General features: G+C 62.8%; 24 protein-coding genes. 10 read left to right on the top strand and 14 right to left on the bottom strand.

Annotated features, from left to right (window positions below; all coding sequences use genetic code 11):
* Positions 1 to 2 precede the first annotated feature (2 nt).
* The 4 genes from AC3WP7_RS01895 to hmgA all read right to left on the bottom strand — a co-directional run bounded on the left by AC3WP7_RS01895 (position 3) and on the right by hmgA (position 4,672).
* Positions 3 to 1,373 carry an MFS transporter gene (locus AC3WP7_RS01895; protein ID WP_092240914.1) on the bottom strand — a complete coding sequence of 457 codons (1,371 nt, stop codon included), beginning with the start codon at positions 1,371 to 1,373 and terminating at the stop codon, positions 3 to 5.
* Between the two features lie 77 nt (positions 1,374 to 1,450).
* Entirely contained in the window at positions 1,451 to 2,086 is a 636-nt protein-coding gene (maiA, locus tag AC3WP7_RS01890) for a maleylacetoacetate isomerase (protein ID WP_102591582.1), read from the bottom strand.
* Between the two features lie 12 nt (positions 2,087 to 2,098).
* Positions 2,099 to 3,385 (bottom strand): fumarylacetoacetase, encoded by a 1,287-nt coding sequence (gene fahA, locus AC3WP7_RS01885; protein ID WP_102591583.1) that lies wholly within the window; start codon positions 3,383 to 3,385, stop codon positions 2,099 to 2,101.
* A 3-nt stretch (positions 3,386 to 3,388) separates the two neighbouring features.
* A complete protein-coding gene (hmgA, locus tag AC3WP7_RS01880; protein WP_102591584.1) occupies positions 3,389 to 4,672 on the bottom strand; it encodes a homogentisate 1,2-dioxygenase in 1,284 nt (427 codons plus the stop codon).
* Between the two features lie 120 nt (positions 4,673 to 4,792).
* On the opposite strand from hmgA, the gene AC3WP7_RS01875 reads away from it, so the two are divergent.
* Positions 4,793 to 5,572: an IclR family transcriptional regulator gene (locus AC3WP7_RS01875; RefSeq protein ID WP_071488610.1), complete on the top strand. Its 780-nt coding sequence runs from the start codon at positions 4,793 to 4,795 to the stop codon at positions 5,570 to 5,572.
* Between the two features lies 1 nt (position 5,573).
* Here the strand turns inward: AC3WP7_RS01875 and dacB are convergent, their stop codons facing one another.
* The 8 genes from dacB to AC3WP7_RS01835 all read right to left on the bottom strand — a co-directional run bounded on the left by dacB (position 5,574) and on the right by AC3WP7_RS01835 (position 14,197).
* Positions 5,574 to 7,031, bottom strand: a complete 1,458-nt coding sequence (gene dacB, locus AC3WP7_RS01870) for a D-alanyl-D-alanine carboxypeptidase/D-alanyl-D-alanine endopeptidase (protein WP_093529085.1) — start codon at positions 7,029 to 7,031, stop codon at positions 5,574 to 5,576.
* A gap of 234 nt (positions 7,032 to 7,265) precedes the next feature.
* Complete coding sequence (locus AC3WP7_RS01865) at positions 7,266 to 9,683, bottom strand: TonB-dependent siderophore receptor (RefSeq protein WP_093512379.1); 2,418 nt, start codon at positions 9,681 to 9,683, stop codon at positions 7,266 to 7,268.
* A gap of 109 nt (positions 9,684 to 9,792) precedes the next feature.
* Entirely contained in the window at positions 9,793 to 10,728 is a 936-nt protein-coding gene (locus AC3WP7_RS01860; protein WP_102591585.1) for a glutathione S-transferase family protein, read from the bottom strand.
* Between the two features lie 75 nt (positions 10,729 to 10,803).
* Positions 10,804 to 11,076 (bottom strand): GIY-YIG nuclease family protein, encoded by a 273-nt coding sequence (locus AC3WP7_RS01855; protein ID WP_058422881.1) that lies wholly within the window; start codon positions 11,074 to 11,076, stop codon positions 10,804 to 10,806.
* 37 nt (positions 11,077 to 11,113) lie between these two features.
* Complete coding sequence (locus AC3WP7_RS01850) at positions 11,114 to 11,584, bottom strand: nuclear transport factor 2 family protein (protein ID WP_093119638.1); 471 nt, start codon at positions 11,582 to 11,584, stop codon at positions 11,114 to 11,116.
* Positions 11,585 to 11,680: 96 nt separating this feature from the next.
* Positions 11,681 to 12,313, bottom strand: coding sequence for a DUF1120 domain-containing protein (locus AC3WP7_RS01845; protein ID WP_102591586.1), 633 nt, complete (start codon positions 12,311 to 12,313; stop codon positions 11,681 to 11,683).
* Between the two features lie 230 nt (positions 12,314 to 12,543).
* A complete protein-coding gene (locus AC3WP7_RS01840; RefSeq protein WP_092240897.1) occupies positions 12,544 to 13,176 on the bottom strand; it encodes a response regulator in 633 nt (210 codons plus the stop codon).
* Positions 13,177 to 13,372: 196 nt separating this feature from the next.
* Positions 13,373 to 14,197 carry an Hpt domain-containing response regulator gene (locus AC3WP7_RS01835; RefSeq protein WP_092240896.1) on the bottom strand — a complete coding sequence of 275 codons (825 nt, stop codon included), beginning with the start codon at positions 14,195 to 14,197 and terminating at the stop codon, positions 13,373 to 13,375.
* Between the two features lie 448 nt (positions 14,198 to 14,645).
* On the opposite strand from AC3WP7_RS01835, the gene AC3WP7_RS01830 reads away from it, so the two are divergent.
* The 9 genes from AC3WP7_RS01830 to AC3WP7_RS01790 all read left to right on the top strand — a co-directional run bounded on the left by AC3WP7_RS01830 (position 14,646) and on the right by AC3WP7_RS01790 (position 23,033).
* On the top strand, positions 14,646 to 15,281 hold the full coding sequence (locus AC3WP7_RS01830; RefSeq protein ID WP_092240893.1) for a DUF1120 domain-containing protein: 636 nt from the start codon (positions 14,646 to 14,648) through the stop codon (positions 15,279 to 15,281).
* Positions 15,282 to 15,318: 37 nt separating this feature from the next.
* A complete protein-coding gene (locus AC3WP7_RS01825; protein ID WP_092240891.1) occupies positions 15,319 to 15,942 on the top strand; it encodes a DUF1120 domain-containing protein in 624 nt (207 codons plus the stop codon).
* A 35-nt stretch (positions 15,943 to 15,977) separates the two neighbouring features.
* Positions 15,978 to 16,601 carry a DUF1120 domain-containing protein gene (locus AC3WP7_RS01820; RefSeq protein ID WP_092240889.1) on the top strand — a complete coding sequence of 208 codons (624 nt, stop codon included), beginning with the start codon at positions 15,978 to 15,980 and terminating at the stop codon, positions 16,599 to 16,601.
* An 87-nt stretch (positions 16,602 to 16,688) separates the two neighbouring features.
* Positions 16,689 to 17,318, top strand: coding sequence for a DUF1120 domain-containing protein (locus AC3WP7_RS01815; RefSeq protein WP_071488599.1), 630 nt, complete (start codon positions 16,689 to 16,691; stop codon positions 17,316 to 17,318).
* 2 nt (positions 17,319 to 17,320) lie between these two features.
* Positions 17,321 to 18,058 (top strand): fimbria/pilus chaperone family protein, encoded by a 738-nt coding sequence (locus tag AC3WP7_RS01810; RefSeq protein WP_093119657.1) that lies wholly within the window; start codon positions 17,321 to 17,323, stop codon positions 18,056 to 18,058.
* Between the two features lie 81 nt (positions 18,059 to 18,139).
* Positions 18,140 to 20,602 carry a fimbria/pilus outer membrane usher protein gene (locus AC3WP7_RS01805; RefSeq protein WP_371917383.1) on the top strand — a complete coding sequence of 821 codons (2,463 nt, stop codon included), beginning with the start codon at positions 18,140 to 18,142 and terminating at the stop codon, positions 20,600 to 20,602.
* Between the two features lie 11 nt (positions 20,603 to 20,613).
* Positions 20,614 to 21,741, top strand: a complete 1,128-nt coding sequence (locus AC3WP7_RS01800; RefSeq protein ID WP_102591589.1) for a DUF1120 domain-containing protein — start codon at positions 20,614 to 20,616, stop codon at positions 21,739 to 21,741.
* 10 nt (positions 21,742 to 21,751) lie between these two features.
* The gene (locus AC3WP7_RS01795) at positions 21,752 to 22,372 is read left to right on the top strand and encodes a DUF1120 domain-containing protein (protein ID WP_102591590.1); all 621 of its coding nucleotides are present in this window, start codon (positions 21,752 to 21,754) and stop codon (positions 22,370 to 22,372) included.
* A gap of 10 nt (positions 22,373 to 22,382) precedes the next feature.
* A complete protein-coding gene (locus AC3WP7_RS01790) occupies positions 22,383 to 23,033 on the top strand; it encodes a DUF1120 domain-containing protein (RefSeq protein ID WP_093529097.1) in 651 nt (216 codons plus the stop codon).
* A 37-nt stretch (positions 23,034 to 23,070) separates the two neighbouring features.
* On the opposite strand, the gene AC3WP7_RS01785 is transcribed toward AC3WP7_RS01790, so the two are convergent.
* On the bottom strand, positions 23,071 to 24,336 hold the full coding sequence (locus tag AC3WP7_RS01785) for a CynX/NimT family MFS transporter (RefSeq protein WP_102591591.1): 1,266 nt from the start codon (positions 24,334 to 24,336) through the stop codon (positions 23,071 to 23,073).
* The gene (locus tag AC3WP7_RS01780) at positions 24,326 to 24,985 is read right to left on the bottom strand and encodes a FadR/GntR family transcriptional regulator (protein WP_102591592.1); all 660 of its coding nucleotides are present in this window, start codon (positions 24,983 to 24,985) and stop codon (positions 24,326 to 24,328) included. The genes AC3WP7_RS01785 and AC3WP7_RS01780 overlap by 11 nt, the downstream gene beginning before the upstream one ends.
* Positions 24,986 to 25,030 lie beyond the last annotated feature (45 nt).

Genomic DNA, 25,030 nt, shown 5'->3' with positions numbered 1-25,030 from the left:
TGTCAGTGATTGGCCGGTGCCTTGAGAATATCGCCGGGCATCGCGCTCTTCGGCCCCCCAGCCCCAGGCGAACGCACCTGGATAATCAACAACGCCGCCACTACCGCCGGTATCGCGCAGAAGAAGAAAATCTGCTCCACCGGGATATGCATCGCCAGCAACATGCTGCCAAACAACGGGCCCAGGATTGAACCAAACCGCCCCACCCCCAACGCCCAGCCCGTCCCCGTGGCGCGCACCTGTGCCGGATAAAAATTGCTGGCAAAGGCATTGAGCGTCAGTTGCCCACCGATGATGCAAAACCCGGCTGCAAACACACAGGCCACCAGGTAACGGGGGTTGTCATGGTTCAGGCCGAGCAGGATGGTGCACACCGCCGCTATCGCCAGCACGCCGGACAACAGCCGCACCTTGCTTTTCAAACGGTCGGCGAACCAGGCCATGCCGATGGCGCCCAAGGTCCCGGCAAACAGGAACATCGAGGTCACCAGGTTGGCTTCTTTCAACGCCAGTCCACTTTCCAGCAGCAGCGACGGCAACCAGCTGATCATGAAGTACAACAGGATCAGGCTGACAAAAAAGGTCGCCCAGATCAGCAGCGTCGGTCGTGCATAACCATTGCGGAACAACTCCACCACCGTCAGTTTGCTGCCCTGCTCCTGTTGGTTTTGCGCCTCGGTGGCCAACGGCGGTTGCCAGCCCGGCAACATCCGCGACGTCACGCTTTGCAGCCGCGCATAAGGCGGAGCGTCGCGCAACAGACGTGGCAAGGATTCCGGCAACAGCCACACCAGAAACGGAAACAGCAGCAACGGCGTCACGCCACCGGCGAGAAACACGGCCTGCCAGCCAAACCCTTCGATGAACCCCGCCGCCACAAACCCGCCTGCCGCGCCGCCGAACGAGAAACCACAAGCCGCCAAAGTCACCATCAATGTGCGCAGGCGTGGAGGGGAATAGTCCGACATCAACGCCATCGCACTCGGCATTGCGCCGCCCATGCCGATGCCACAGATGAATCGGGCGGCCATCAACGTGGTCAGCGAGTTGGCGAACACCATCAGCACAGTCAGGGTGGCGTAGATCAGCACACAGCCGAGCAGGATACGGCGTACCCCGAAACGATCCGCCAGCGGGGTGACCAGCAACGAGCCCAAGGTCAGCCCGAGCAGGTTGGCGCTGAACACCGGGCCAAAGGCAGCCTTCTCCAGCCCCCAGTCCTGGGCCAGCGCCGGCACCACATAACCCAGGACCTGGGCGTCGTAGCCATCGGTCACCAGCAGCAGCGCCAGCAACAGGAGAATCAACCACTGGTAGCGCGACACCGGACGGGCGTCGAGTGCCGCGCGAAAGCTGGCAATCTGATTATGCATCGCAAGGTACCTATTATTTTTATAAGGGTGTTGCAGGTCAAAATGTGGAAGGGGCTTGCACCCTTCCACAGTGTGTCCTAAGGCGTGTCAGGTTGATTGGCGGGGTGTGCTTTCACAAACGCCGGATTCTGCGCCGCCAATGCCGCCACCCGCCCGATGCGCGGGTACGCCGCCAATGGCACCTTGAAGCGTTCCGCCGCATACAACTGGGGAATCAGGAACGTATCGGCCAGCCCCGGCTGCTCGCCAAAACAAAACCCCGTGTCGCCGATCAACTGCTCCACCGCGCCCAGGCCCTGGCTGATCCAATGGCCGATCCATTCCAGCACTTGCGCCTCGTCATGCCCCCACTGGCGCAGCAGGTTCTGGGTACTGGAATTGTGCAGCGGATGAATATCGCAGCCGATGATCGAGGCCACCGCACGCTCATGGGCGCGGGTCGCCAGGTCGTTGGAGAGCAGCGGTGCCTGTGGATAACGTTCTTCCAGGTATTCGATGATCGCCGGCGACTGAATCAACAGCTCGCCCTCATCGGTGCGCAACGAAGGCACACGGCCCTGCGGATTGATCGCCAGGTACTCCGGCTGGCGATTGGCACCGCCCGCCGGCACCAGCAGGTTGACCGGTACGGCAGTGAAATCCAGGCCCTTGAGCGCCAGGGCAATGCGCACCCGGTACGACGCAGTGGAACGGTAGTAAGTGTAGAGTTCCATCGCCGGGCCCTCCTAGCGCGCCGCGACCACGGTGCCACGGCATTCGCCGAAGCCGATGGAGGCAAAGCCTTCGCGGCGGCAGCGGGCGCGCAGGATGATTTCGTCGCCATCCTCGAGGAACTTGCGCACCTCGCCGGACGGCAACTCGACCGCCTTTTTGCCACCTTCGGTCATTTCCAACAGGCTGCCGAACTGGCCCGCCTGCGGCCCGGACAAGGTGCCCGAACCAAACAGGTCACCGGCCTGCAACTGGCAGCCATTGACGCTGTGGTGCGCCACCAATTGCGCGACAGTCCAGTACATGTGCAGGCTGTTGCTCAGGGCCAGGCGGAATGCCGGCAGGTTCTGTTCGCGCATCGCGGCGGTGGTCAGCAGCACTTCCAATTCGATATCCAGGGCGCCCGCAGCCTGGTCGCGTTTATCCAGCAAGTACGGCAGCGGTTGCGGGTCGCCTTCGGGGCGCGCCGGTTGCGCTGTGCGGAACGGCTCAAGTGCCTCGACCGTGACCACCCACGGTGAGATGGTGGTGATGAAGCTTTTCGACAGGAACGGCCCCAATGGCTGGTATTCCCAGGCCTGGATATCCCGCGCCGACCAGTCATTGAGCAGGCAGAAACCGGCGATGTGGTCCGCCGCGTCACCAATGGCAATCGAATCGCCCATCTCGTTGCCCTGGCCGATCCAGATACCCAGTTCCAACTCATAGTCCAGGCGTGCACACGGGCCGAAGGTCGGCTCGGTCTGGCCGGCCGGCAGGGTCTGGCCCTTGGGACGACGCACGTCGGCGCCCGAGGCGCGGATGGTCGAGGCGCGGCCGTGGTAACCAATCGGCACGTACTTGTAGTTGGGCAGCAGCGGGTTATCGGGACGGAACAGTTTGCCGACGTTCTGCGCGTGCTCGATGCCCACATAGAAGTCGGTGTAGTCGTTGATCTGTGCCGGTACGTGCATCCGGCAATCGGCGGCACGGTGCAGTACCTGTGCCTCGCGGGTTCGCAATGGGCTGCCTTCGGCCAGCAGTTCCAGCAGACGCTCGCGCAGGGCCACGCGCGGGCCTCGGCCCAGTTCAAAAAATGCGTTCAGTTGACCACCGGCGGTAGCCTCGACGGCGCGGCGGGCATCACCACTGAACTCGTCGATGGCGGCATGCAGATCCAGGATCGAGTCACCAATCGCCACGCCACTGCGTGGCGCACCGCCGTTGATGCTGAACACACCCAGTGGCAGGTTCTGCAAGGGGAAATCGGTGTGACCGTTGGCGGAGGCCACCCAGCTGCGGGTGAGTGTGGGCTGCGTCATGGGTTATCTCCGGTTCGGGTTGAAGGTAGCGGGCAGCGAGGCCCAGCACGCGTCATAAGCAGGTTGCAGTTGCGGGCAGTCCAGGGCGAACTGGGTCGGGCGCAGCACCTGGCTGGTCTCGAACATGAACGCCATGGTGTTATCGATCTTGTGCGGCGCCAGCTCCACGTTGATGGCCTTGGTGCAGGTCTCGCCGTCCGGGCCGTGGGCGCTCATGCAGCTGTGCAGAGATGCGCCCCCCGGCAGGAAGCCTTCGGCCTTGGCGTCGTAGGCACCCTGGATCAGGCCCATGTATTCGTTCATCAGGTTGCGGTGGAACCACGGCGGGCGGAAGGTGTTCTCGGCCACCATCCAGCGCGGCGGGAAGATCACGAAGTCGAGGTTGGCCAGGCCGTGGGTGCTGGTGGGCGAGGTCAATACGGTAAAGATCGACGGGTCCGGGTGATCGAAGCTGACGGTGCCAATCGTGTTGAAACGGCGCAGGTCGTATTTGTACGGCACGTTGTTGCCGTGCCAGGCGACCACGTTGAGTGGGGAATGGTCGAGCTCGCAGGCCCAGAGTTCGCCGAGGAATTTCTGTACCAGCGTCGTCGGTTTCTTCACATCTTCATAGTGCGCAACCGGCGTCAGGAAATCACGCGGATTGGCCAGGCCATTGCTGCCGATGGGGCCCAGGTCCGGCAGGCGCAGGGGGGCGCCATGGTTCTCGGCGACGTAACCGCGCGCTTGCGCGTCCAGCAGCTCGACGCGGAACTTCAGGCCACGAGGCAACACGACGATTTCCAGTGGCCCCACTTCCAACATGCCAAGCTCGGTGGCGATGCGCAGGCGGCCTTGCTCGGGAACGACCAACAACTCGCCGTCGGCGTTGAAGAACACACGCTCCATGGAGCGGTTGGCGCGGTAGTGATGGATGCTGATGCCTGAGGGCTTTTCTGACCCGGAATTAGCCACCATCCCGACCAGCCCGTCGATAAAGTCCGTCGCCTCGCTCGGCATATCCAACGGGTTCCAGCGCAGGCGATTGGGCGTCACCGCGCCCAGCGGACCACCGGCCAACTGTCGTTCAAGCCTGATAAACGCCGGGTGATTGGCCGACGGCTGGATGCGGTACAGCCAGGTACGCCGGGCTTCGCTGCGGGCCATGGTGAACGCGGTGCCGGAGAACAGTTCGGTGTACAAACCGTAGGGCGCTTTTTGCGGGGAGTTCTGGCCGACGGGCAGTGCGCCGGGCAAGGCTTCGCTGGCGAATTCATTGCCGAAGCCCGACAGGTATTCGAGGTTCATGGATCATCCTCTGCACGGAAGTTGTTTTTATCGTAATCCAGTTACGCATAACGTAATTTGATCACCATCGACCGTCAAGCTATAAAGACGCCCATTCATCTCTCGGATTCTCGTCCCTCCATGGAAAAGCCCCGCGACACCGGTAAACAGAAAGTCCGCTCGGCCGAAGTGGGCACCGATATCCTCAAGGCCCTGGCCGAGTTGTCCCCGGCCACATCGCTGTCACGCCTGGCCGAACACGTACAGATGCCGGCCAGCAAGGTGCACCGCTACCTGCAGGCGCTGATCGCCTCGGGTTTCGCCGAACAGAACACCGCCACCAACCACTATGGCCTGGGCCGCGAAGCGTTGCGTGTGGGCCTGGCGGCGCTGGGCAGTATGGATGTGCTGAAAGTCGGCGCACTGCCCCTGGCGGAGTTGCGCGATGAATTGAATGAAACCTGCTTTTTGGCGGTGTGGGGCAACCAGGGCGCGACCGTGGTGCAGATCGAACCGGCGGTGCGCGCGGTGACGGTGGTGACGCAGCTGGGTTCGGTGCTGCCGTTGCTCAGCTCGTCCACCGGGCTGGTGTTCAGCGCCTTCCTGCCGTCGCGGGAAACCGTGGAGCTGCGCGAACGTGAGATCCAGGCCGGCATCGCCCATGCGTTGGCGGACGACCAGGCCTACGCCATCACCTGCGAACAGATCCGCAGCCGTGGCCTGCACTTTGTGCATGGTTTGTTGATGCCCGGCGTCGATGCGCTGTCCGCACCTGTGTTCAACGCCATCGGCCAAGTCGCGGCAGTGATGACCGTGGTCGGCCCCACCTCGTTGTTCCATGCCGATGAAGACGGCCCGGCGGCGCAGCGCTTGCTGGCGGCGACTCGGGCCGTGAGTTGGCGCATGGGTTATCAGCCCTGAACTAATCGTGCCATTGGGTCAGGGCCAACGCCACGCGGTTCTCCAGGGCGCGGATCGGCGCGGCGCTGCTCAGGTAGTTGTTACTGATCATTGAAAACACCAGGCGCCGGCCCTGGGCGTCGCTGATGTAGCCGCTCAGCGACGACACGCCGGCCATGGAGCCGGTCTTGGCGTGCAGGTTGTTTTGCGCAGGCGTCCCACTCAGGCGATAGCGCAGGCTGCCACCGGTCATGCGGTCCGGGTTGCCGGCAATCGGCAAGGCGTTGTACCAGGCGTCGAACCACGGCTGTCTGGCCGTGGCCAGCAGCAGATCGGTGAGGCCTTGGGAAGACACCAGGTTACGCCGCGACAGGCCCGAACCGTCGACCTGGCTGAGAGTCGTCGGGTCCAGGCCCTGGCGCCGCATGAAGTCCGCCACCGCGGCCACCCCCGCCTGCGCCGTGCCCGCATTGGACGTCTTGCGCCCCATGGCCTTGAGCAAGGCTTCGGACATGTTGTTGTTCGAAAGCTTGAGCAGCGGCGTGATCAGCTCCTGCAATGGCGCCGACTGATGTTCCGCCACGACCTTGGCCGTCGCAGGACTGGCACCACCGATCACACGGCGCCCGAGCACTTGGATGCCTTGCTGCGCCAGTGCTTGCTCAAACAGATTCGCCACCAGTTGCGTCGGCTCCCACACGCTCACCCACTGCCGGCTTTGCTTGCCCGGCGCCAACGCGCCGGTGAGTTGCAGCAGGTTGGTGCCGTGCTGGCGGGTGATGCCGTAATTGTTGCCGGGGCCGCTGACAGCACGGTTGTCCAGTTGCACGTAGTCGGTGGACGGACTCACCAACACGCTGACCGGCTGACCCACCACGGCGGGGGCTTTGGCGGTGACCAGCAACGTGCCCGCATCAAAATCAGAATTGGGTGACACGGTCAGCGCCGAAATTTGCGCGCCGTAGTAGGTGCTTTCGTCGTCCTGGGCCCAATCCACGCCCAGGCGTTCGGCGTCGAAAAAGCTATCGTCGAACACCAGGTCGCCCTGGATCTGACGCACGCCCTGGCCGGCAAGCTGTGCCGCCAATGCCTGGTAGTCGGCGAACTGCGTGGTCGGGTCGCCCAGGCCCTTGAGGTACAGGTTGCCGCTGAGACGCTCGCCTTGTTGCGTGCCGTTGCTCAACAGTTGCGTGGAAAAACGATACTGCGGCCCCAGCACATCCATCGCCGCTGCGGTGGTGAGCAGCTTGAGATTGGATGCGGGAATCAGGCGGGTTCGCGGGTTGTGTTGATAGAGGGTGCTGCCGCTGCGGGCATCACGCACCATCAGGGACACAGTGGCGCCGTTGAGGGCCGGGTCGGCCATCAACTGGTCGATGATGGTTGGGGTGGACGTCTGGGAAACACTCGCGCAGCCACCCAGCAATAAGCTCAAGCCCACCAGCATCCCGCTGGTGGATATCCATTTTCCAAAGTACATCAGTAGCGTTTTCCTAAAGCGGTCAGTGGCAGCAACGCTAACAGCTCCCTCCCCCTGTGGCGAGCAGGCTTGCCCTGCGTTGGGCTGCGCAGCAGCCCCCATCAGAACACCGCGCTATACCAGTTATTTCTCACCGACCAGGTTTGGGGCCGCTGCGCGGCCCAACGCGGGGCAAGCCCGCTCGCCACAGAAGCCTGCTCACCACGGAAGCCAGTTCGCCACACAATAGGCGCATCAGAACTCCAGGGTGCTCGACACCGACACCTGACGCGCATCACCCATGGACACAAACAACCGGCTGGCCGCCGAGGTGTAGTAGACGCGGTCGAACAGGTTCTTCACGTTGAGCTGGAACTTGACCTTCTGCCCGTCAATCCTGGTGTCATACGTGGCAAACGCATCCGCCACGGTGTACCCCGGCAGGGTGAAATCGTTGGCGGCATCGCCTGCACGCTCGCCGACATACCGCGCGCCGGTCCCTACCCGCAACTGATCGCCCCCGAACACGTTGCCGAAGTCATAGGCCACCGACAGCGAGCCGGTGTGCTTGGCCACGTTCTGCAGGCGGTTGCCTTCCAGGGTCGGGTCCTTGTCCTTGATGTCTTCGGCGTCGGTGTAGGCGTAGCTGCCGATCAGGCTCCACTTGTCGGTCAGTTGCCCGGTGGCGTCCAGTTCCAGGCCGCGGGAACGCACCTGGCCGGCAATGCTGTAGATAGTGTTCGCGCCGGAACCGACCGATACCAGCACGTTGCGCTTGTCGATGGTGAACAACGCGGCACTGGCCGTGATGCGCCCAGGGATGTCGAGCTTGGCCCCCAGCTCCCAGGACTTGGATTTCTCGGGCGTCAGGTCGCCAGTCAGCGTGCTGCCGTCGGCCAAGGCAGCAATGGTGGAGTTGGGCTTGAACGATTCGGTGTAGCTGCCATAGAACGACAACTCATCGGTGTAGCGGTACACCAGCCCAGCACGCGGCACCCAGGCCTGGCCATTGCCGTTGGTGTTGGCCTTGAACGGTACGCCTTTGCCAGCGTATTGGTCGTACATCTGGTAGCGCGCACCGGCGACAAAAATCCATTGGTCGTTGAGGTGAATCGCATCCTGGAAGAACAGCGAGTCGCTGCGCAGCAGGTCGGTCTGGGCGCTGTCGGCGGGGCTGACGGTGGTGCCCGCCACTTCGTTGCCATACACCGGGTTGTTGTAGTTGAAGGTGCCGCGCGAATTCTGGCGGATCAGGTCAGCGCGGTAGATCTTGCGGTACTCATCATCCAGGCCGAACACCACATCGTTCTGCAGGCCGAACACATTGACCTTGCCTTCCAGGCTTGCAGTGGCGAAACGGTCGGTGGTGATCGCTCCCTTGGTGCCATCCATCTTGCGGGTCAGGGTGCCGTTGGTGTTTACCGCGCTGACGCGCACCTGGCTGGCGTCATAGGTCTCGCGGTTCCAGCTGTAGCCGAAGTGGGCTTTCCAGTCGTCGTTCAGGTCGTGGTCGGCTTCGAAGCGGTAAAGGTCGGAGCGACCTTCCATGTTGTTGAACGGTTCATCCAAACGACGTGTGGCCGGGATGTCCAGCGGGTGGTTGGACTTGTCGATGGCGGTACCACGGTCGAACGGCGTGAGGAACTCGCGGTGCTCATAGGCGAACAGCAGTTGGGTGCTGTCGCCATACCAAGCCAGCGACGGCGCGATCAGGCTCTCGCGGTGGGTGCCGAAGTTGCGCCAGTAATCTTCGTCTTCATGATCGACGATCAGCCGATAGGCCAGGCCGCTGTCGCCAATCGGGCCGGTGGTGTCGAGGCTGCCGCCGCTGCCGTTCTTGCCGTCACCGAAGGTGGAGCCGCGTACGGTCAGGGCGGTGGACTGGACCAGTTCAGGCCTTTTACTGACGATGTTAACCACGCCGCCCGGGTCCTGGATGCCGTACAGCAACGACGCCGGCCCCTTGAGCACTTCGACCCGTTCCGCCGTGGCGTTCAGCGCACGACCCTGCACGATGGGCATGCCGTCACGCATGATCGAGCCGTTACGGTTGTCGCCAAAGCCGCGCAGCATCACCGCGTCCTGGGTGCTGGCCAGAGTGTTGGCCTGGGTGATGCCGCTGATATTGCCCAGGGCGTCATCCAGGTTGCGCGGGGTCTGGTCGCGCAGCACTTGGGCCGGGACCACGTTGACGGTTTGCGGAGTCTCCAGCAGCAGGCCATGGGAGCGCATCACCGAACTGGTGGGTGGTGGCTGGTAGCTGGTGCTGTCCTGGGCCTGGCTGGCACCGCTGATGGTGGTGGCGCCGAGGTTGACCGCGCCTTCGGTGGGCACCGGCTCAAGGGCCAGGGTGCGAGCGTCGATCTGGCGGAAGGTCAGGCCGGAATTGCCCAGCAGGCGCTGCAGGGCCTGGATCGCGCTCATCTGGCCGCTGACCGCCGGGGCTTTGATGCTGTAGGGCGCTTCGTCGGTGTAGATCACGCTGATCCCGGTGACCCGGCTGAAATCGCTCAGGGCCTGGGGCAGCGGCTTGGCTGCCAGGGCAAAGGTGAACTGGGCGCTTTGCTGCTCTTGTGCCTGCGCCATGCTCAAGGGCAGCACCGCCAGCCCCGATACCGCCAATACCGAGGCTCCCAGCCACTGTTTAACCCAACCGCCCGCCGCTGACTTCATGCTGTGAGAACCCGTGTAGAAAACGCTGTTAATGCGAATAGATCGCAGTTTCAAGCACTACACGGTTGCGCGGTGGTTTTACCTCACTTTTATTTGCAAATATTTTTCCCTACTGCGCCTGGATGCGAAAACCGATGCGCGGGAAATGCACATGCACGATGCCCGCGCGCTCGTCGGTGCGGCGCAGGATCAGTTCTTCACGCCCGGCAAACAGCAGTTCGCCGGCGACCGGGTCGGTGCCGTAGTCGGTCGCCGAAATGGTCACCTGCTGGCCTGCCTTGAAGCCGTTCAAGTCTTCAAACAGTTCTTCGGGCAGAGCAGCCGGCGTCGCATTGCGCGACACGTCCAGGGCTTGCTCGGCGCTCATCTGAGTGGAGGTACCGTGGCCGAAACCCAGCACACGATCCAACCAGGCGGCAACGGCGGGATAGGCGTCTACCAAAGGCGACGTCACTGAAGAGCCTTTGAGGAACCACAGGGGATGGGCCAGGGCAAAGTCGGCAATCGACGGCTCGCCGAACAGGAAATCCCCGGCCTGGTGCTGCAGTTGCTGATCGATGCGGCCAACAATCGCCGGCCATTGATGCTTGGCTACATCCAATTGCACCCGAGTCGCCGTGCCGCCGCTGAACAGTTTGCTGCGATCCGCCACCAGCACCTGGAGCATTTCCGGCGGCACCTTGGCGAACTTGACCGCCAGTGATTCCGGCTGGAACACCAGCGCCACCGCATGGGAGAACACCACCGAGTCGGCCCAGGCGGCGAAGCCTTGGGTGACCAGTTCCAGGCCTTGGAGAAACAGGGCCGGAGCGGCTTTTTCCTGTTCCAGACGCCGGGCGATCAGCGCGGTGTCGCAGTAGATATCGGCACCGATTTGCAGCACGGGGGTCTTGCGATAGCCGCCCGTCAGGGCGGTGAGGTCCGGCTTGGGCATCACCGGCGAAATATGCACCGAGCGCCAGGACAACCCCTTGAAGCCCAGCAACAGCCGGGCTTTTTCAGCAAAGGGGGACTGCGGGTAGTGGTGGAGGATCAACTCAGACATGCCAGGCTCCGCGAGAGAAGTGAATCGCTAGCTTAGCCTGCAAACCCTGGCGCGGGCATGATGGGAACTCATCAGTCAAATCAATGAGCCACTTGCCGCCAGGCACTCCTTGGCGCTCTTCTTCAACTTCTTGATCAGCCGTTCCTGACGCAGGGCCTCGCCCTTGCTCGCGCATTGCTCGGTGTACACCAGCGCCACCGCCGGGCTGGACAGGAAAAACCGCGCACCCTTGCCGCTCTGGTGCGAGGCGAACCGGCGCACCGGGTCATTGCTGATGCCGCAGTACAGCGAGCCATTGGCGGCGCGCACCAGGTAGACGAACCAGGGTTTGGCTTCAGGTGTATTCACAGAAAAATTCGGCAATACCAAAGAAGCGACAAGCTTATCAACGACTGGCCTGGAATGCCTTCAAGCCTTTGCGCGCCTGGGCACGCACGGCGTTTTTCACCAGCGGCGTCCACCCCAGCAACAACCCCTTGGCGCCCAAGGCCTGACGCGACCAGCGCCACAGGTCGAAGTGATCGTGGTGTTCGCAGATCCTGCCGTCGCGAAACACAAAGCGCGCCTGGATATCGTTGACCACTGTGTTGCCAGTGGCGCTGAACAGGTAAGTCGCCACCCAGTGAGCGCCACCGCTACGGTCGTCGCTGCGCACATTGTCGAAGGTCAGGGAGAAATCCTTGGCGCGGGTGGTGAGCATGCGCCACATGTCACCGGCATCGCGGCCGCGCAGTTCGCCGAAGGCCGGGTCGCTGAAGACCACATCGTCGGTGTAGCAGGCCGACATGGCCTCGGCGTCCAGGCGCTGGAACGCGCTGTAGAACTCGGTGATCAAGGCGTTGTGGGCATCACTCATGAACAGGCTCCGCAATTATCGGCATAAGGCCAGCACGATAATCCGCGGCGCCTGGAAACACCATGTTCATTCACCCGATGGATAAGCGAGGGTGCGTCAGAGGTAGACGATATCCAGGGTGGCGCTGCCGTCTAACGGGATCTCTTCGGTGATGGCGCCCCGTGGTTTCCGGACCCGAGTCTGGATCGTCAGGTCCATCGCCAGGTTCTGGACCGGCACCGGTATCGCGTCCGCTTCACCAACGGCCCCGACCGACCGCATCCAGCGTGGTTGCCAGGCTTGATCTTCAGTGGCAGGGAACCAGAGTTTCCCGTCCACGGACTCAATCGAAGGGGCCGGGGCGCCATCCACCTGGACGTTCTTCACAAGTAGCCGATACCCGCCCAACCGCCAATTCTCGCCGTGAAAGCCCAAGCCAAATGCCGACTCTGTATCGTACCCATACCAGGCACTGCCGGAGCGATTGTCGGTGGCCTTGACCGCCATCAACGTCGACGCCTCACAGTTGACACTCAACGCCAGCGTGGCCTCAGGCAGGTAAGCGTCGTAAGAAAGATCGCCGATGGAAATCTTGCCATGATCGACCACTCCTGCGCGTGACAGTGCTGGCGTGCAGGCGGAAGGGGTCAATGTACCCACGACGCTCAGGTCTATGGTGGACGCGGCAAACAAGTTCGAACTCGCCGTGATCAGGAGTACGGAGGAAATAAGGGACAGTGAGTATTTCATTGATTCAAGTGCTCGCATTCAAGCCAATACAGATACTTGCATCTTGCCTTATAACAAGACGCTGCTCTGTATTCAGCTCAGTGTTGGACATAGGTATTTTATGTCGCCGATTTATAACTATCGGGCACATGAACACACACTAACCTGCCAACGCTTACCCCCCCATACAACTAATACGAATCACCATCAAGCCTGTAACAAAACTGCAACTTATCCATTATTCACACCAACTAAGGCACCATGCCGCTTTGCCGTGCGTAGGTAAAAAGATCCACATCGGTGGAGATACACAAACGCTGCATGGCCGTGCTTTTCTGCTTGCTGATGGTCGAGATACTGCGGTTGACCCGTGCGGCAATCTGGCTGACGGTCATGCCACTGGCGAGCATTCTGACCACCTCCCGCTCCTTGCCCGACAATTGCGGCTGGGACGGATGCGCCAAGTCGGCTTGCTCCATCTGCAGGCGCAGGCACTCACTGACAAAAGTACGCCCCTCGACCACCGCCCGCAGAGCCAGGGGCAGCTCCCTCGCCGACGCGCTCTTGGCCACGATTGCCCGCGCACCATGGGCAAACGCTTCGCGCAGCGTCACAACGTTGGCGAACATCGTCACCAAAATCACCGGCAATTTGGGGTATTGCCGATGCAACAAGCCCAACAAGCCATACCCATCTGCCTGTTGGTTCCCTGGCATCGCAAAGTCGGTCACGATGATATCGCACGGGATACCGCTCACCAGTGCCAACAACTCATCCGGCCCGTTGGCTTCTCCTACGACTTTGTATTTACCACTTGCCTCGATCACCACTTTTTGCCCAATCCGAACTATAGGGTGATCGTCAGCAATAATTATGCGAATCATCGACACTATCCGTGATGGCAATTTGAATTTACGCAAAATAGCGCGCTCTGCCTCATGTAACAACCTGAAATAACTGGGTGATTGCGCGTTACCCCCCACGTCGCTGGAAGTCGGCATTTAACCCACAAAACAAAAGGAAATTACATACAGATAAATCCTACATATCAGCAAAGAAACTTCTTACAAGCATCTCAGTTTAAAGTTGATGCAACCGCTGCAGATAACACTCGACATCGCGGTGGAATCGCTCCAATGCCTGCCGATTCCTTCCCACCCCATTGGCCTGTACCCGGTCAATCAACACCGCGGCCCGCCGCTCCAAAACCGTCGCTCCCAGAAACGCCACGCTGCCCGCCAGTCGGTGCAAGCGCTGCGAGGTCAGCGTGGCGTCGCCGCTGATACGCGCCTGCACCAGCACTTCTAAGTCGTCGCGGGCCTCTCGCAGCAGGCTTGTCAACATCGCCTCTACCACCGACCAGGAGCCAAAGGTCGCGATGAGGCTGTCACGGGAAGGGAATCGTTCCCGTCGACGACGCGGCGACTGCGGTTGCCGGCCACGGGCGCAGAGCAACGGCGCCGGCGCCAACCACTGCGTCAGTAACTCGTGCAACTGGCCCAGGTTGATGGGTTTGACCAGCCACCCATCCATCCCGGATTCCAGGCAACGGCGAATCTCTTCCGGCCCCAGGCGTCCGGTCATGGCAATGATGGGGATACCAGGCCGGCTCTTGCCGTACTCGCGTCGACGCCATTCACGCGTCATGGCGAAGCCATCCATCACCGGCATTCGGCAGTCGGTAATGACCAAGTCAAAATGCCCCGTCTCCAAGGCGTGCAGCGCCATGCGGCCATCGCCGCAGGCTTCGTGGGCGACCCCCAGCATCTGCAGCAATGACCCGACCAGCAATCGATAGGTTGCATGATCATCGACCACCAGGACCCGGGCCTGCTGCCAGTGGGCGGGAACATCAGCCGGGGGCGAAGCCTTTCGTGAATAACGACGTGGAGCATTGCCCGGCATAACAACCTCATGCAGAGCGATCAGCTCACCAGGCTTACCTGGCGCAAGGAGACGCCTGAAAAGGTTTATGGCCTGTCAGACGATTTCACTCGAACTTTTCGCACAAAGACATTCCGCTTCATTCAAAAGAAGCCGGATCGATTAAAAAAGAGCGCGAAAAATATCCGAACGAATGAGTTTGAGCGATACAACAACTACGACTAAGCCACTTTCCTTACATGTTGATCTGCACATTCCAACAGCAAATCGCAGCGGTATCAGGCAGCGCCATTATCGTAATTGTTGCATTCCAGCCCCCAGGGGAACGGGCGTTAAATATGTCCCGGCTCAAGGCAACAAGAGGCGCGTCGCCGCCTACAACATCCCTCCAATATCGCGACGCCAGCGCCCCGCCCGAGCCACTGACTGCCCTTCGTGCCAACACTTCGCCCAGGAATGCGCTGTTCACATGAAAGCCCAATATGCCCTGCTCTTCACTACCTTGCTGATGACCACTGCAACCCCGTTGCTGGCTGCCAGCAGCACCGACCTGAACGTCTCCGGCCTGATCACGCCAAGCGCTTGTACCCCTTCGCTCAGCGGCGGCGGGGTGGTCGATTTTGGCAAGATATCCGCCGCCGATCTCTACGAACACAGCGCCAAGGCGTTGCCGCCCGCGACGTTGCAATTGGGCGTGGAGTGCGAAGCCGCCACGCTGTATGCCTTCATCGGCCTGGATAACCGCGACGGCAGCTCCATCGGCGGCCCGACCTCCTATGGACTGGGGTTGATCAACCAGACCGAACGGGTAGGTGCCTTTGACCTGGGCCTGAACAACGCCACCGCCGACGGCGTGCAGGTCGCCACCCTCGCATCCAGGGACAACGGTGCCACCTGGCAGCAGAGCAGCGAAAACGCGTTATGGACCCGCGACCGCCTGGCCGGATTCGGCACTGAGGCCGCAGGGACCTGGGCGCCAATCCCGATCCGCGCCTTGAGCAGCGACCTGCGCATCTACGCGGTCATCGCCGCCACCAGCACCCTGACCCTGACCGAGGAACAACCCCTCGACGGCTCCGCCACGTTGGAGTTGCGCTACCTGTAAGCCCCACTGCTTTCCCTTCACACAAGGACCCGTGCCGATGGACAGAAACACCTGCGCCACACTTGCCCTGTTACTGAGTACCTGCGCTCCCGCAGCCTTCGCAGCCAGCACTACCGACCTGAATGTCTCGGGCACCATTACGCCCAGTTCATGCACCCCCAGCCTGTCCAATGAGGGCGTCGTCGATCATGGCAAGTTGACCGGTCGGGACCTGGACATCGATCTGCCGACCCGTTTGCTCCCCGGTGAAATGCAACTGGATGTGCATTGCGAGGGCGCCACGCATTTCACCCTGACCACCGTCGATAACCGTGGCGGAACGTCGGCCATCAATCCGGTGTTCCACGGGCTGGGAGTGGTCAACGATGACCAGATGCTGGGCAGCGTCGCGCTCGGACTGTTCGAACCCGTGGCGGATTCGACACCGGTGCAGGCCATCATGTCGCGGGACGGCGGTGCCAGCTGGGGGCCGTCGTCCTACCTGGGGCACGCCGCACTCACCGCCTTCGCCGCCGCGGGCGCCCCCTATACCCCCATTGCCATCACCGAGCTCAGCGCTCGCCTGCGGGCCTTCACCATCATCGCCCCGGCCCGCGACCTGACCCTGCTGGACGAGCTGCCGATCGATGGCAGTGCCACGTTGCAACTCAAGTACTGGTAACCCTTTTTCCCTTGCCCTTTATATGGAGCCTGACCATGAAACTTTCCTTGAATACCTTGTTCGCCAGCGTACTGCTGGCCGGTAGCGCCAGCGCCTTCGCGGCCTCCAGCGTCGATCTCACCGTCAAGGGCCTGATCACCCCCAGTGCCTGCACTCCAGCCCTGTCCAATAGCGGGTCTGTGGACTACGGCAAGATTTCCGCCAAGGATTTGAATGTCGACCAGGTAACGCCCCTCACCGAGCAAACCGTACAACTGACCGTCACCTGTGATGCGGCTACCCTCATGGCCCTGGACGCCGATGACAACCGTGCCGGCTCGAACTACGGCGGCGACATCACGGAATTCGGCCTGGGCCTGATCAACGGTACGCAGAAGCTCGGGGCCATGGGCCTGAGCCTGAACACGCCGATTGCCGATGGTGTGGAGGGGCGGCCGATCACCTCGGTCGACGGCGGTGTCACCTGGGTCGTTGCGCGCAACTTGACGCCCGACAACCTGATCTCGGTGGCCGACACCGCCGTCGACACGCCCATCCCGGTGCAGGTGCTGACCTCGGACCTGACGGTCAGCCCCAAGATCGCCCCCTCCAGCCAATTGACGCTGACCAACGAGGTGGCCATCGACGGTTCGGTGACCGTGACGGTGCGCTACCTCTAAGCCCACTCGAAACGCACACAGGCAGGTCATGAGACCTGCCTGTGTCCTGCACTGAAACGAAGAACCAGGCAACCGGTGAACCTCCCCATGAAGCACACCTCTTCACGCCTTCTTGCCATGCTTTGCCTGCTCTGTAGCGGGCCCGCAGCGTTGGCGGCCTCCAGTACCGAATTGAATGTGACCGGGATAATCACCCCCAGCGCGTGTACACCGACGCTGTCGGCCAACGGCATCGTCGACCACGGATTGGTGCCGGCACGCAGTCTCAACCAATACGAATTCAGCGTCTTGCCCACCCAGGCCCTGGACCTGAATGTGAGCTGCAACGAGTCAGTGCTGTTTGTATTGGTGGGCTTGGACAATCGCGCCGATTCATCCCTGGGCCCGGGCTTTTACTATGGCCTGGGCCATAACGTCCACGCGCCCACCGAACGACTCGGCACCGTGTCCATTGCCTTTCGCGACGTGATGGGCGACGGCGAGCGCGTACTGGTGCTGGCGTCCAGCAATCAGGGCCTGACCTGGTTCCCGGAAAGCAATGCCTACCCGAACAATTACATGGGGTTCGCTCACCCCGGCACGTTGGTGCCGGAACCCCACCGCCAGATCGCGGCCACGTTGCAAGTCAATACGTCGATCAATGCGGCCGCCTATTTGACCCTCAAGCAGGAAGTCCCTCTGGACGGTTCCATCGTGCTTGACCTGAGGTATCTGTAGCCATGTCCCCCCTGCCCTTTTCAACCCGCGCCTTCACCGCCATTCGCTACGCCGGCCTCTACCTCGGCGCACTGGCCCTGACGTTCGCCGGCCCCTCATGGGTGCTGGCCGACGGCATGGTGCCCGACACCTCGGTGGTCATCGTCAACGAGGCGGACGGCGAAGCCTCGGTGTCCGTGACCAATACCGACGACAAGTTGGCGCTGTTGCACGTGACCCTTGAAGACATCCCCGAGGACAAAGCCTCGCTGTTGTTCGTGACCCCGCCCCTGGCCCGGGTGGAACCGAACAAGAGCCAATTGATCCGTTTCATTCTGCAATCGCCGCAACCGCTGAAAACCCAGCGCCTGAAACGGGTGATATTCGAAGGCATGCCCCAAGGCCGTTCGGCGGCCCAGGCCGGGCACGCACGGGTGGGCGTGACCGTGCGCCAGAACCTGCCGGTGATTCTGCACCCCAAGGGCCTGCCCCCCAACCGCACACCCTGGACCGGACTGGAGTGGCGCCTGCAGAACAACCAATTGAGCGTCAGCAACCCCACGGCCTATGTGGTACGCCTGGCTCAGGAGTTGCGCTTGTTGCCCGGCGACGGTTCGGCCTTGCTGCCGCGTACCTACGTGCTGCCCGGTGAAACCCTGCGCGTGACGGCCACCGGCAGCGGCGCGAGTCGCGTGCAACTGCAACCGGCCACGGTGTATGGCTTTGCCGTGGCGCCCTACGAAGCACCGATCACCCTATAAAAAAGAGTGGCCTGCCAACGCCACCGGAGGGCCTGACTGAACCGCAGAGTCAGCAGGCCACCCCCAGTTGAGAATGACCTTGTGAGCACAGTAATGACTGACCGCCGCGGCCAAGCCGTGCCCGCCGTTTCACCACGCCGCGCGCACACCTTATTGGCAGGGCTGGCGCTGACCCTGGGTGGTTCACTGCCATACGAGGCAGCTTGGGCGAGCGACAACCTGATTGCCGGCGCCTTCGACCCCCAAACCTTGTCCCATCGCGGCATCGATCCGGAGTTGGCCAACCTGCTCCTGCAAACGCCCCGTTTTGCCACGGGCAGGCATGCCGTCAACCTGAGCGTCAACGGCCAACGCCGTGGGCGGGTGGATGTGGAATTCGACCGCCAGGGCAGTCTCTGCTTCAGCCGGGCCCTGCTGGATGCGGCCAACCTGATAGTGCCCGATGAAGTCCAGACCCCAGGCTGCCATCGTTTCCTCGAGCGCTACCGACAAACCGTCATCGAGCAAGACCCGGCCAGCCTGACCCTGGCCCTGGTGGTACCGACCGATGCACTGCGCCCCGCCCGGCAGGATATCTCCGGCTATCAGACCGGTGGTTTTGCCGGCCTGCTCAACTATGACCTCACGGGCCTGCATAACGAGTTCGGTGACGCCACCAGCCGCTTCGGCTCAGCCAACACCGAAGTCGGCTTCAACGCCGGCGACTGGATCGTACGCAGCCGCCAGGTCAAGACCTGGCAAGACAGCCGCTCACGCACCACTCATCTGGATGCCTATGCCCAGCGCACCTTTGCCGAGCAACAGGCAGTGTTCCAGGCCGGCCAGATCAGCCTCTACAACCCGGTGCTGGCGGGCACGCAGATCACCGGCGCCCAAGTGCTGACCGAAACCGCACTGCAAGACCAGAATCAGGGCGCGACGATCAACGGCATCGCCAACAGCCCGGCCCAGGTGGAGGTCCGCCAGAACGGTGCGCTGATTCACTCCACCGTGGTGCCGGCCGGACCGTTCGCGCTGACGGATGTGCGCCGCTTGAACAGCCGCTCCGACGTGGAAGTCACCATCAAGGAAACCACCGGCGAAGAACGCCGCTTTACGGTGCCTGCCGCCATGCTCGGGCTGGGCTTGCCGGCGCCGGGGTATTCCGTGGCGGCGGGCCGCGTGCGGCAGATTGGCGACAGTGACGGCACCGAGCCCTGGGTGGTCAGCGCGGGGTGGAGTGGTGCGATCCATCCGCAAGTCAGCCTCGGCGGCGGTGCACTGATGGCCGATGACTATCGATCGGCGGGCATCAACCTGGGTTGGCTGCCCTGGCAGGACAGCCAATTGCAGGTCTCGGCGCAAGCGGCCCAGGCCAGCCACGAGGGGCGTGAGCGTGGCGTCCAGACGGACGTGTCCTGGTCCCAGCGCTTGAGTGAAAACTGGTCGGTGACCACTGCCGGCTCGTGGCGCTCCCAGGGCTATCGCGACCTCGAGGACTCAACCTTCGTCGGCAACAGTCGCGACCAACAACGTTCGCGCTATCGCGATCAGCAAAGCCTCACCGCGTCCTGGGCGCATCCAGCGCTGGGAGCGTTCAGTGCCGGCGTGTCGCGCACTGCGGCCTATAACGGTGAAAGCAGCAGCCGCGCGTTGGCGTCCTGGGGCACCAGTTTTGGCCGGGTGTCGGTGTCCGCCAGTGCCGAATGGCAGGTGGGCGGCCGCCAGCAAAACGATGACAGCGTTTACCTGAACATCAGCCTGCCGCTGGGTGAAAACCGCCGCGCCCGCACTTGGGCGCGCAGGGCCGGCGGTGAGCATCGCCTGGGCGTGGGGTTGAACGAGCAACTCAACGACCAGTTGAGTTACCGCGTGGGCGTGGAGCATGACAGCCGCGACCGCGAGGTGGAGTCTTCGATCGGTGTCTCGGCCCTGCCGTGGTACAGCCAACTGGACTTCAACTACACCCGCAGCAATGACGAGCACTCCAGTTACCAGGGCGGCGCCCGTGGCGGCGTGGTGGTGCATGGCGACGGCGTGACCTTCTCGCCCTATCCGGTGCGCGACACCTTTGCCGTGATGTCGGTGGGCGAGATGGCGGGGATCAAGGTGGCAACGCCCAGCGGCCCGGTGTGGACCGACTGGCAAGGCCAGGCCGTTGTGCCGCAACTCAACGCCTACGGCCGCAGCCCGGTGGAAGTGCAGACGCGCTCACTGCCGCGCAACGCCGATATCCATAACGGCCTGGCGGTGATTTCCGCCGGGCGCGGCGCGGTGGACAAGGTTGAATTCGGCGTCGCCCTCACCCGGCGCGCGCTATTGAACGTGACCACCGACAACGGTCAGCCGTTGCCGCGCGGCGCGACCGTCAGCACCGCCGACGGTGAATTCATCACTCTGGTGCAGGAGGACAGCAAAGTCTTCCTGCCCGACGTACTCAACCCGCGTCCTCTGTGGATCAAGGCCCCGGGCCAGGCGCCTTGCCGCCTGAGCTACGAATTGGCGGACGACGTCGACCCCGAGGTGTATTACGAAACCGCACCCGCCCGGTGCCACCAACCATGAGGACTGTGACCATGGGCCTGAAACCTGTCTTGTACGTCATGGGCGTGCTGTTCGGCGCCCACGCCCTGGCCGCCGACGAATGCAAACTCAACCTCAGCCAGACGCACATGGACTTTGGTTTGATGAACCGCGCCGTGGCATTGGTGCCCGCCCCCGAGCGCCTGCTGGGAGAGCGACAACTGAGCCTGACGTTGAACTGCCCGCAACCTATCGACATGAGTGTGTTTTATCGTGGGCTGGGCGCGGGCCCTGGGCGCTTTCGCTTCACCGAGCGCGGCAGCTACGGCTTGCAAGTGCGCGATGCAGTGCTCGACGGTCAAACGGTCGAGCTTGGTTTGATTGCAGGCCCGGGGCAGGCGCCATCGGTGGTCGCTGGCCATCTGAATTGGCAGCCCGACCACGGCGTGGTGCCGATGCGTGGTGGCGTCGCGGTGACCGGGCGCAACCTGTCGCTACAGCTGCAGGCCAGTGCCTGGGCCAACGAAGATGCCGCCCGGGTACGCGACGCAGTCACCTGGGACACCTCCGGGCTGTTCGACGCCTTCGCCGCCGGGCGCTCGCGCGAGTTGCACTGGCAGGCACGTTTTGCGCCGGCCGCCTGTACCCCCACCCTGTCCAACGGCGGCCATGTGGAGCTGGGCAAACTTTCGATCGGCGACCTGTCCATCGACAAGGACACCCTTCTGGCGCCACGGCCCCTGTCCCTCAGCGTGACCTGCGATGCACCGACGACCTTCGCCGTACGCATGCAGGACAACCGCCAGGGTTCGGCAACCGGCGCCACGGATGAAACCACCTTTGGCCTGGGCCTGGACGCCAGCCGCCAGAAAATCGGGCGTTATCGCCTGCTGTTCGACCCGTCGCACATCGCTGCCGACAGCTTCGCCCATGTCTTCAACACCTTCTCCAGCACCGGCGGCCTGCCCTGGAGCAGCGCCAGCGCACGCATCACTGCGGTAGGCGCCAATCGCTACCTGGGGTTCAGCAACACCTCCGGCAGTACCGGGGGACCCACTGCCATTCAACACCTCAGCGCCACGTTGAGCCTGGAAGCGACCATTGCGCCCTTGGGCACCCTGGACCTGGGCAACGAGGTACGCCTCGACGGCGCAGGCACCCTCGAAATTCATTACCTATAGGAACGCAACCATGAAAGCGATACTGATCCGACTGACCGCCTGCGTGTGGCTGGCCCACATGCTACAGGCCCAGGCCGCCTCAACCGTCGAGCTGAGTATCAACGGCCTGATCACGCCCAGCGCCTGCGCGCCCGCACTGTCCGAGGGCGGCGTGTATGACTTGGGCAAGATAGCCGCCAAAGACTTGAACAGCGATCGACCCACCCTATTGCCCGCCACCAGCCTGCAACTGGCAATCAACTGTGAAGCCAGGACGCTGCTGGCCCTTGAGCCCCGGGACAATCGCCTCGGCTCGAGTTACAACGATTCACCCAACTCATTCGGCCTGGGGCTGACCGGCAATAACGCCAAGCTCGGCTTCCTGCTGCTGACCCTCGATACCGCGTTGGCCGACGGCGTTGAGATGATACCGATTGGCTCGACGGCGTCCTCGTCCTGGTCCCCCACGAGCATTCTCTCGCACCACTTCCTCACCGCATTTGCCCCAAAAGACGTATTCGCTCCAGTACCTGTGCAGCAACTGACCGCCCAACTGCACGTCGTGCCAGCCCTCGCCCCCGCCAACACCCTGCCACTGAGCGAAGAAGTGCCCTTCGAAGGCTCGGTGACCCTGACCATCAAGTACTTATAGGAGCTGAACCATGAACGCCTCACTGATTCGCGTGGCCGCCCTTGCCTGGCTGGCCAGTATTTCAACCGCCCAGGCCGCGTCCACGGTGGAACTGACCGTGGGTGGCCTGATCACCCCCATGGCCTGCACCCCGGCGTTTTCCGGCGGTGGGTTGATCGACTTCGGCAAGATCTCCCGGCAGGACCTCAACCAGGCCACGGGCACCCGGCTGCCGCTCAAGTCACTGACCCTGACCGTCAGTTGCAACGCCCCCGGTCGCTATGCCCTGCGCATGCACGACAACCGCGACGGCTCGGCTCACGTCAACAGCGAGATTTACTACGGCCTGGGCCTGGACAGCGCGGGTAACAAGATTGGCGTGTACTCGGTGAAATTCGATCCCAAGCAAACGGTGGCCGATGCTTTGCCGGTGACTTATGGCACCGAGTCGACCACGGGTGGGGTGGCGTGGCGTACATCCAACAGCAACCCCATCGATATCGGCTCCAGGAGCCTGCTGGGCTTCACCGATGTGGCCGGCAGCACCGCCGGCCCATCAGCGATCCAGAACCTGACCAGCACCCTGACCCTGGAAGCCGTGATCAACGCCAGGCAAAACCTCGACCTGAGTGTGGAAACGCCGATGGATGGCTCCGCGACGCTGGAAGTGGTGTACCTGTAGGCCGTACGCAGCCCCTGCGTTACCTCGAGGCCGCAGATCAAACCCGCTCGCTGAGCACGCCAACATAGCGTGCTCGGCCGGCGCCGAGCCCTGTGATGATTGCCCCCAGGCCGATCACAGCGAACACCCAGCCGGTGGCGCCCCAGCCGCCGGTCCAGTCATGCAGCACACCCACCGCCAATGGCCCCATGGACGCCAGTGTGTAGCCAAAGCCTTGCGCCATGCTCGACAGGTTGGCCGCCACGTGGGAATCCCGCGAGCGCAACACAATCAAGGTCAGCGCCAGGCTGAAGGTGCCGCCCTGGCCCAGGCCCAGCAGGATCGCCCAGCCCCACAGGCCGTCGAGCGGCGCGTACAGGCAACCGAACAGGCCGCCGAGGGTGAGCAGCATCACCACCACAATCGCCAGCCGTTGATCCTTGCCCCGCGTCGCCAACCACGGTGCCGCCAGTGAGCTGAACAGCTGCACGATGATCGAACCCGAGAGCGCCAACCCGGCCTCAGTGGCGCTCAGGCCACGGCCGATCAGAATCGACGGCAACCAGCCGAACACGATATAGGCCAAGGACGATTGCAGGCCCATGTACAACGTCACCTGCCAGGCCAGCCGGTCGCGCAGCAAGCCCTTCACGCGATAGGCCACGTGGTGCGCACCGTGCTTGTGCCCGACCTGCGGCAACCAGACCAGTGCCGCTACCAACGCCGGCAAGACCCAGAACCCCAGGCCGATGCTCCAGCTGTCGCCGAAGTAATGGCTCAGGGGCACCGAAGCGCCGGCTGCCAATGCCGCCCCCAGGCACAGGGCCATGGTGTAGACGCCGGTCATGGTGCCCGCCTGCCGGGGGAAATCACGCTTGACGATCCCCGGCAACAGTACGCCGATGATGCCGATACTCGCTCCGGCGATCAGGCTGCCGACGAACAGCCCGGCTTCGCCAAATGAACTGCGCAGGATGATGCCGGCAGCCAGGGTCAGGAGGATGCCCAGCACCACCCGTTCGGCGCCGAAGCGGCGCGCCAGCAACGGAGCGGTCGGCGCGAACAGGCCCAGGCACAACACCGGCAACGTGGTCAGCAGACCGGCCCGGGCTGCCGACAGCCCCAGGCTGGCGGAGACGTCGGCCAGCAACGGCGCCATGCTCGACAGTGCCGGGCGCAGGTTCAGTGCCACCAGGACCAGGCCCAGCAGCAACAGCCATGGGCGGCTTACCAACGGTGGCGTGTGCTGCACCACCTCGTCATCGGCTTCGGCGTCGATCAGCAGTTCTTCGAATTCGGTTTTGCGCTGGGTTTCAAGGCTCATTGATCAACTGCCGGCAGAGGGATTTGGCGCGTTCAGGGTTTTGCTGTTCCACGGCGTCGAGCAAGGCGGTGTGCAGGTCGAACACCGCTTGGCGACGCGGTGAAATGTTCAGGGTCTGGCGCAACTGGGCGGCAACGATGCGCGAGAAATACTGGTACAGCTCGCTGAGTGCCGGATTGTGCGCGGCGTCCACCAGATGCTTGTGGAACAACAGGTCAGCGCTGATATAGGCCTCAAGGTCGCCGTGAAACAGCTTGCCACTGGTGTCAAGGGCTTCGCGCAAGGCGATGAGGTCTTGTTCGGTACGACGCATGGCGGCCAACCCGATGGCTTCCACTTCAAGAATCTGCCGCGTCTCCTGCGCCTGCTCCAGGGTGCAGTGGGATAGCGCCCGCATCGTGCCCAGCGGATCGGTCATCGAGCGCAGGTAACTGCCATCGCCCTGGCGGATTTCAATCAAGCCGGAGAACGCCAATACGCGCATGGCCTCGCGCACGGTATTGCGGCTGATACCCAATTCGGCGGACAGCTCGGGCTCGGTGGGCAGGCGTTCACCGATGGCCCACCGGCCTTCGGTGATGCGCAGGCGCAACTGCTCCAGGGCCTGGTCGACCAGGGAGCGTTTGATCAAAGGGGCTATGTCTGTCATGGGCTCCGCGCTTTCGTCCAATCATAGGATGAATTTTCCTACAGC

The sequence above is a fragment of the Pseudomonas sp. FW305-3-2-15-C-LB1 genome (assembly GCF_058787615.1).
This window is presented reverse-complemented; position numbering and strand designations above follow the sequence as displayed.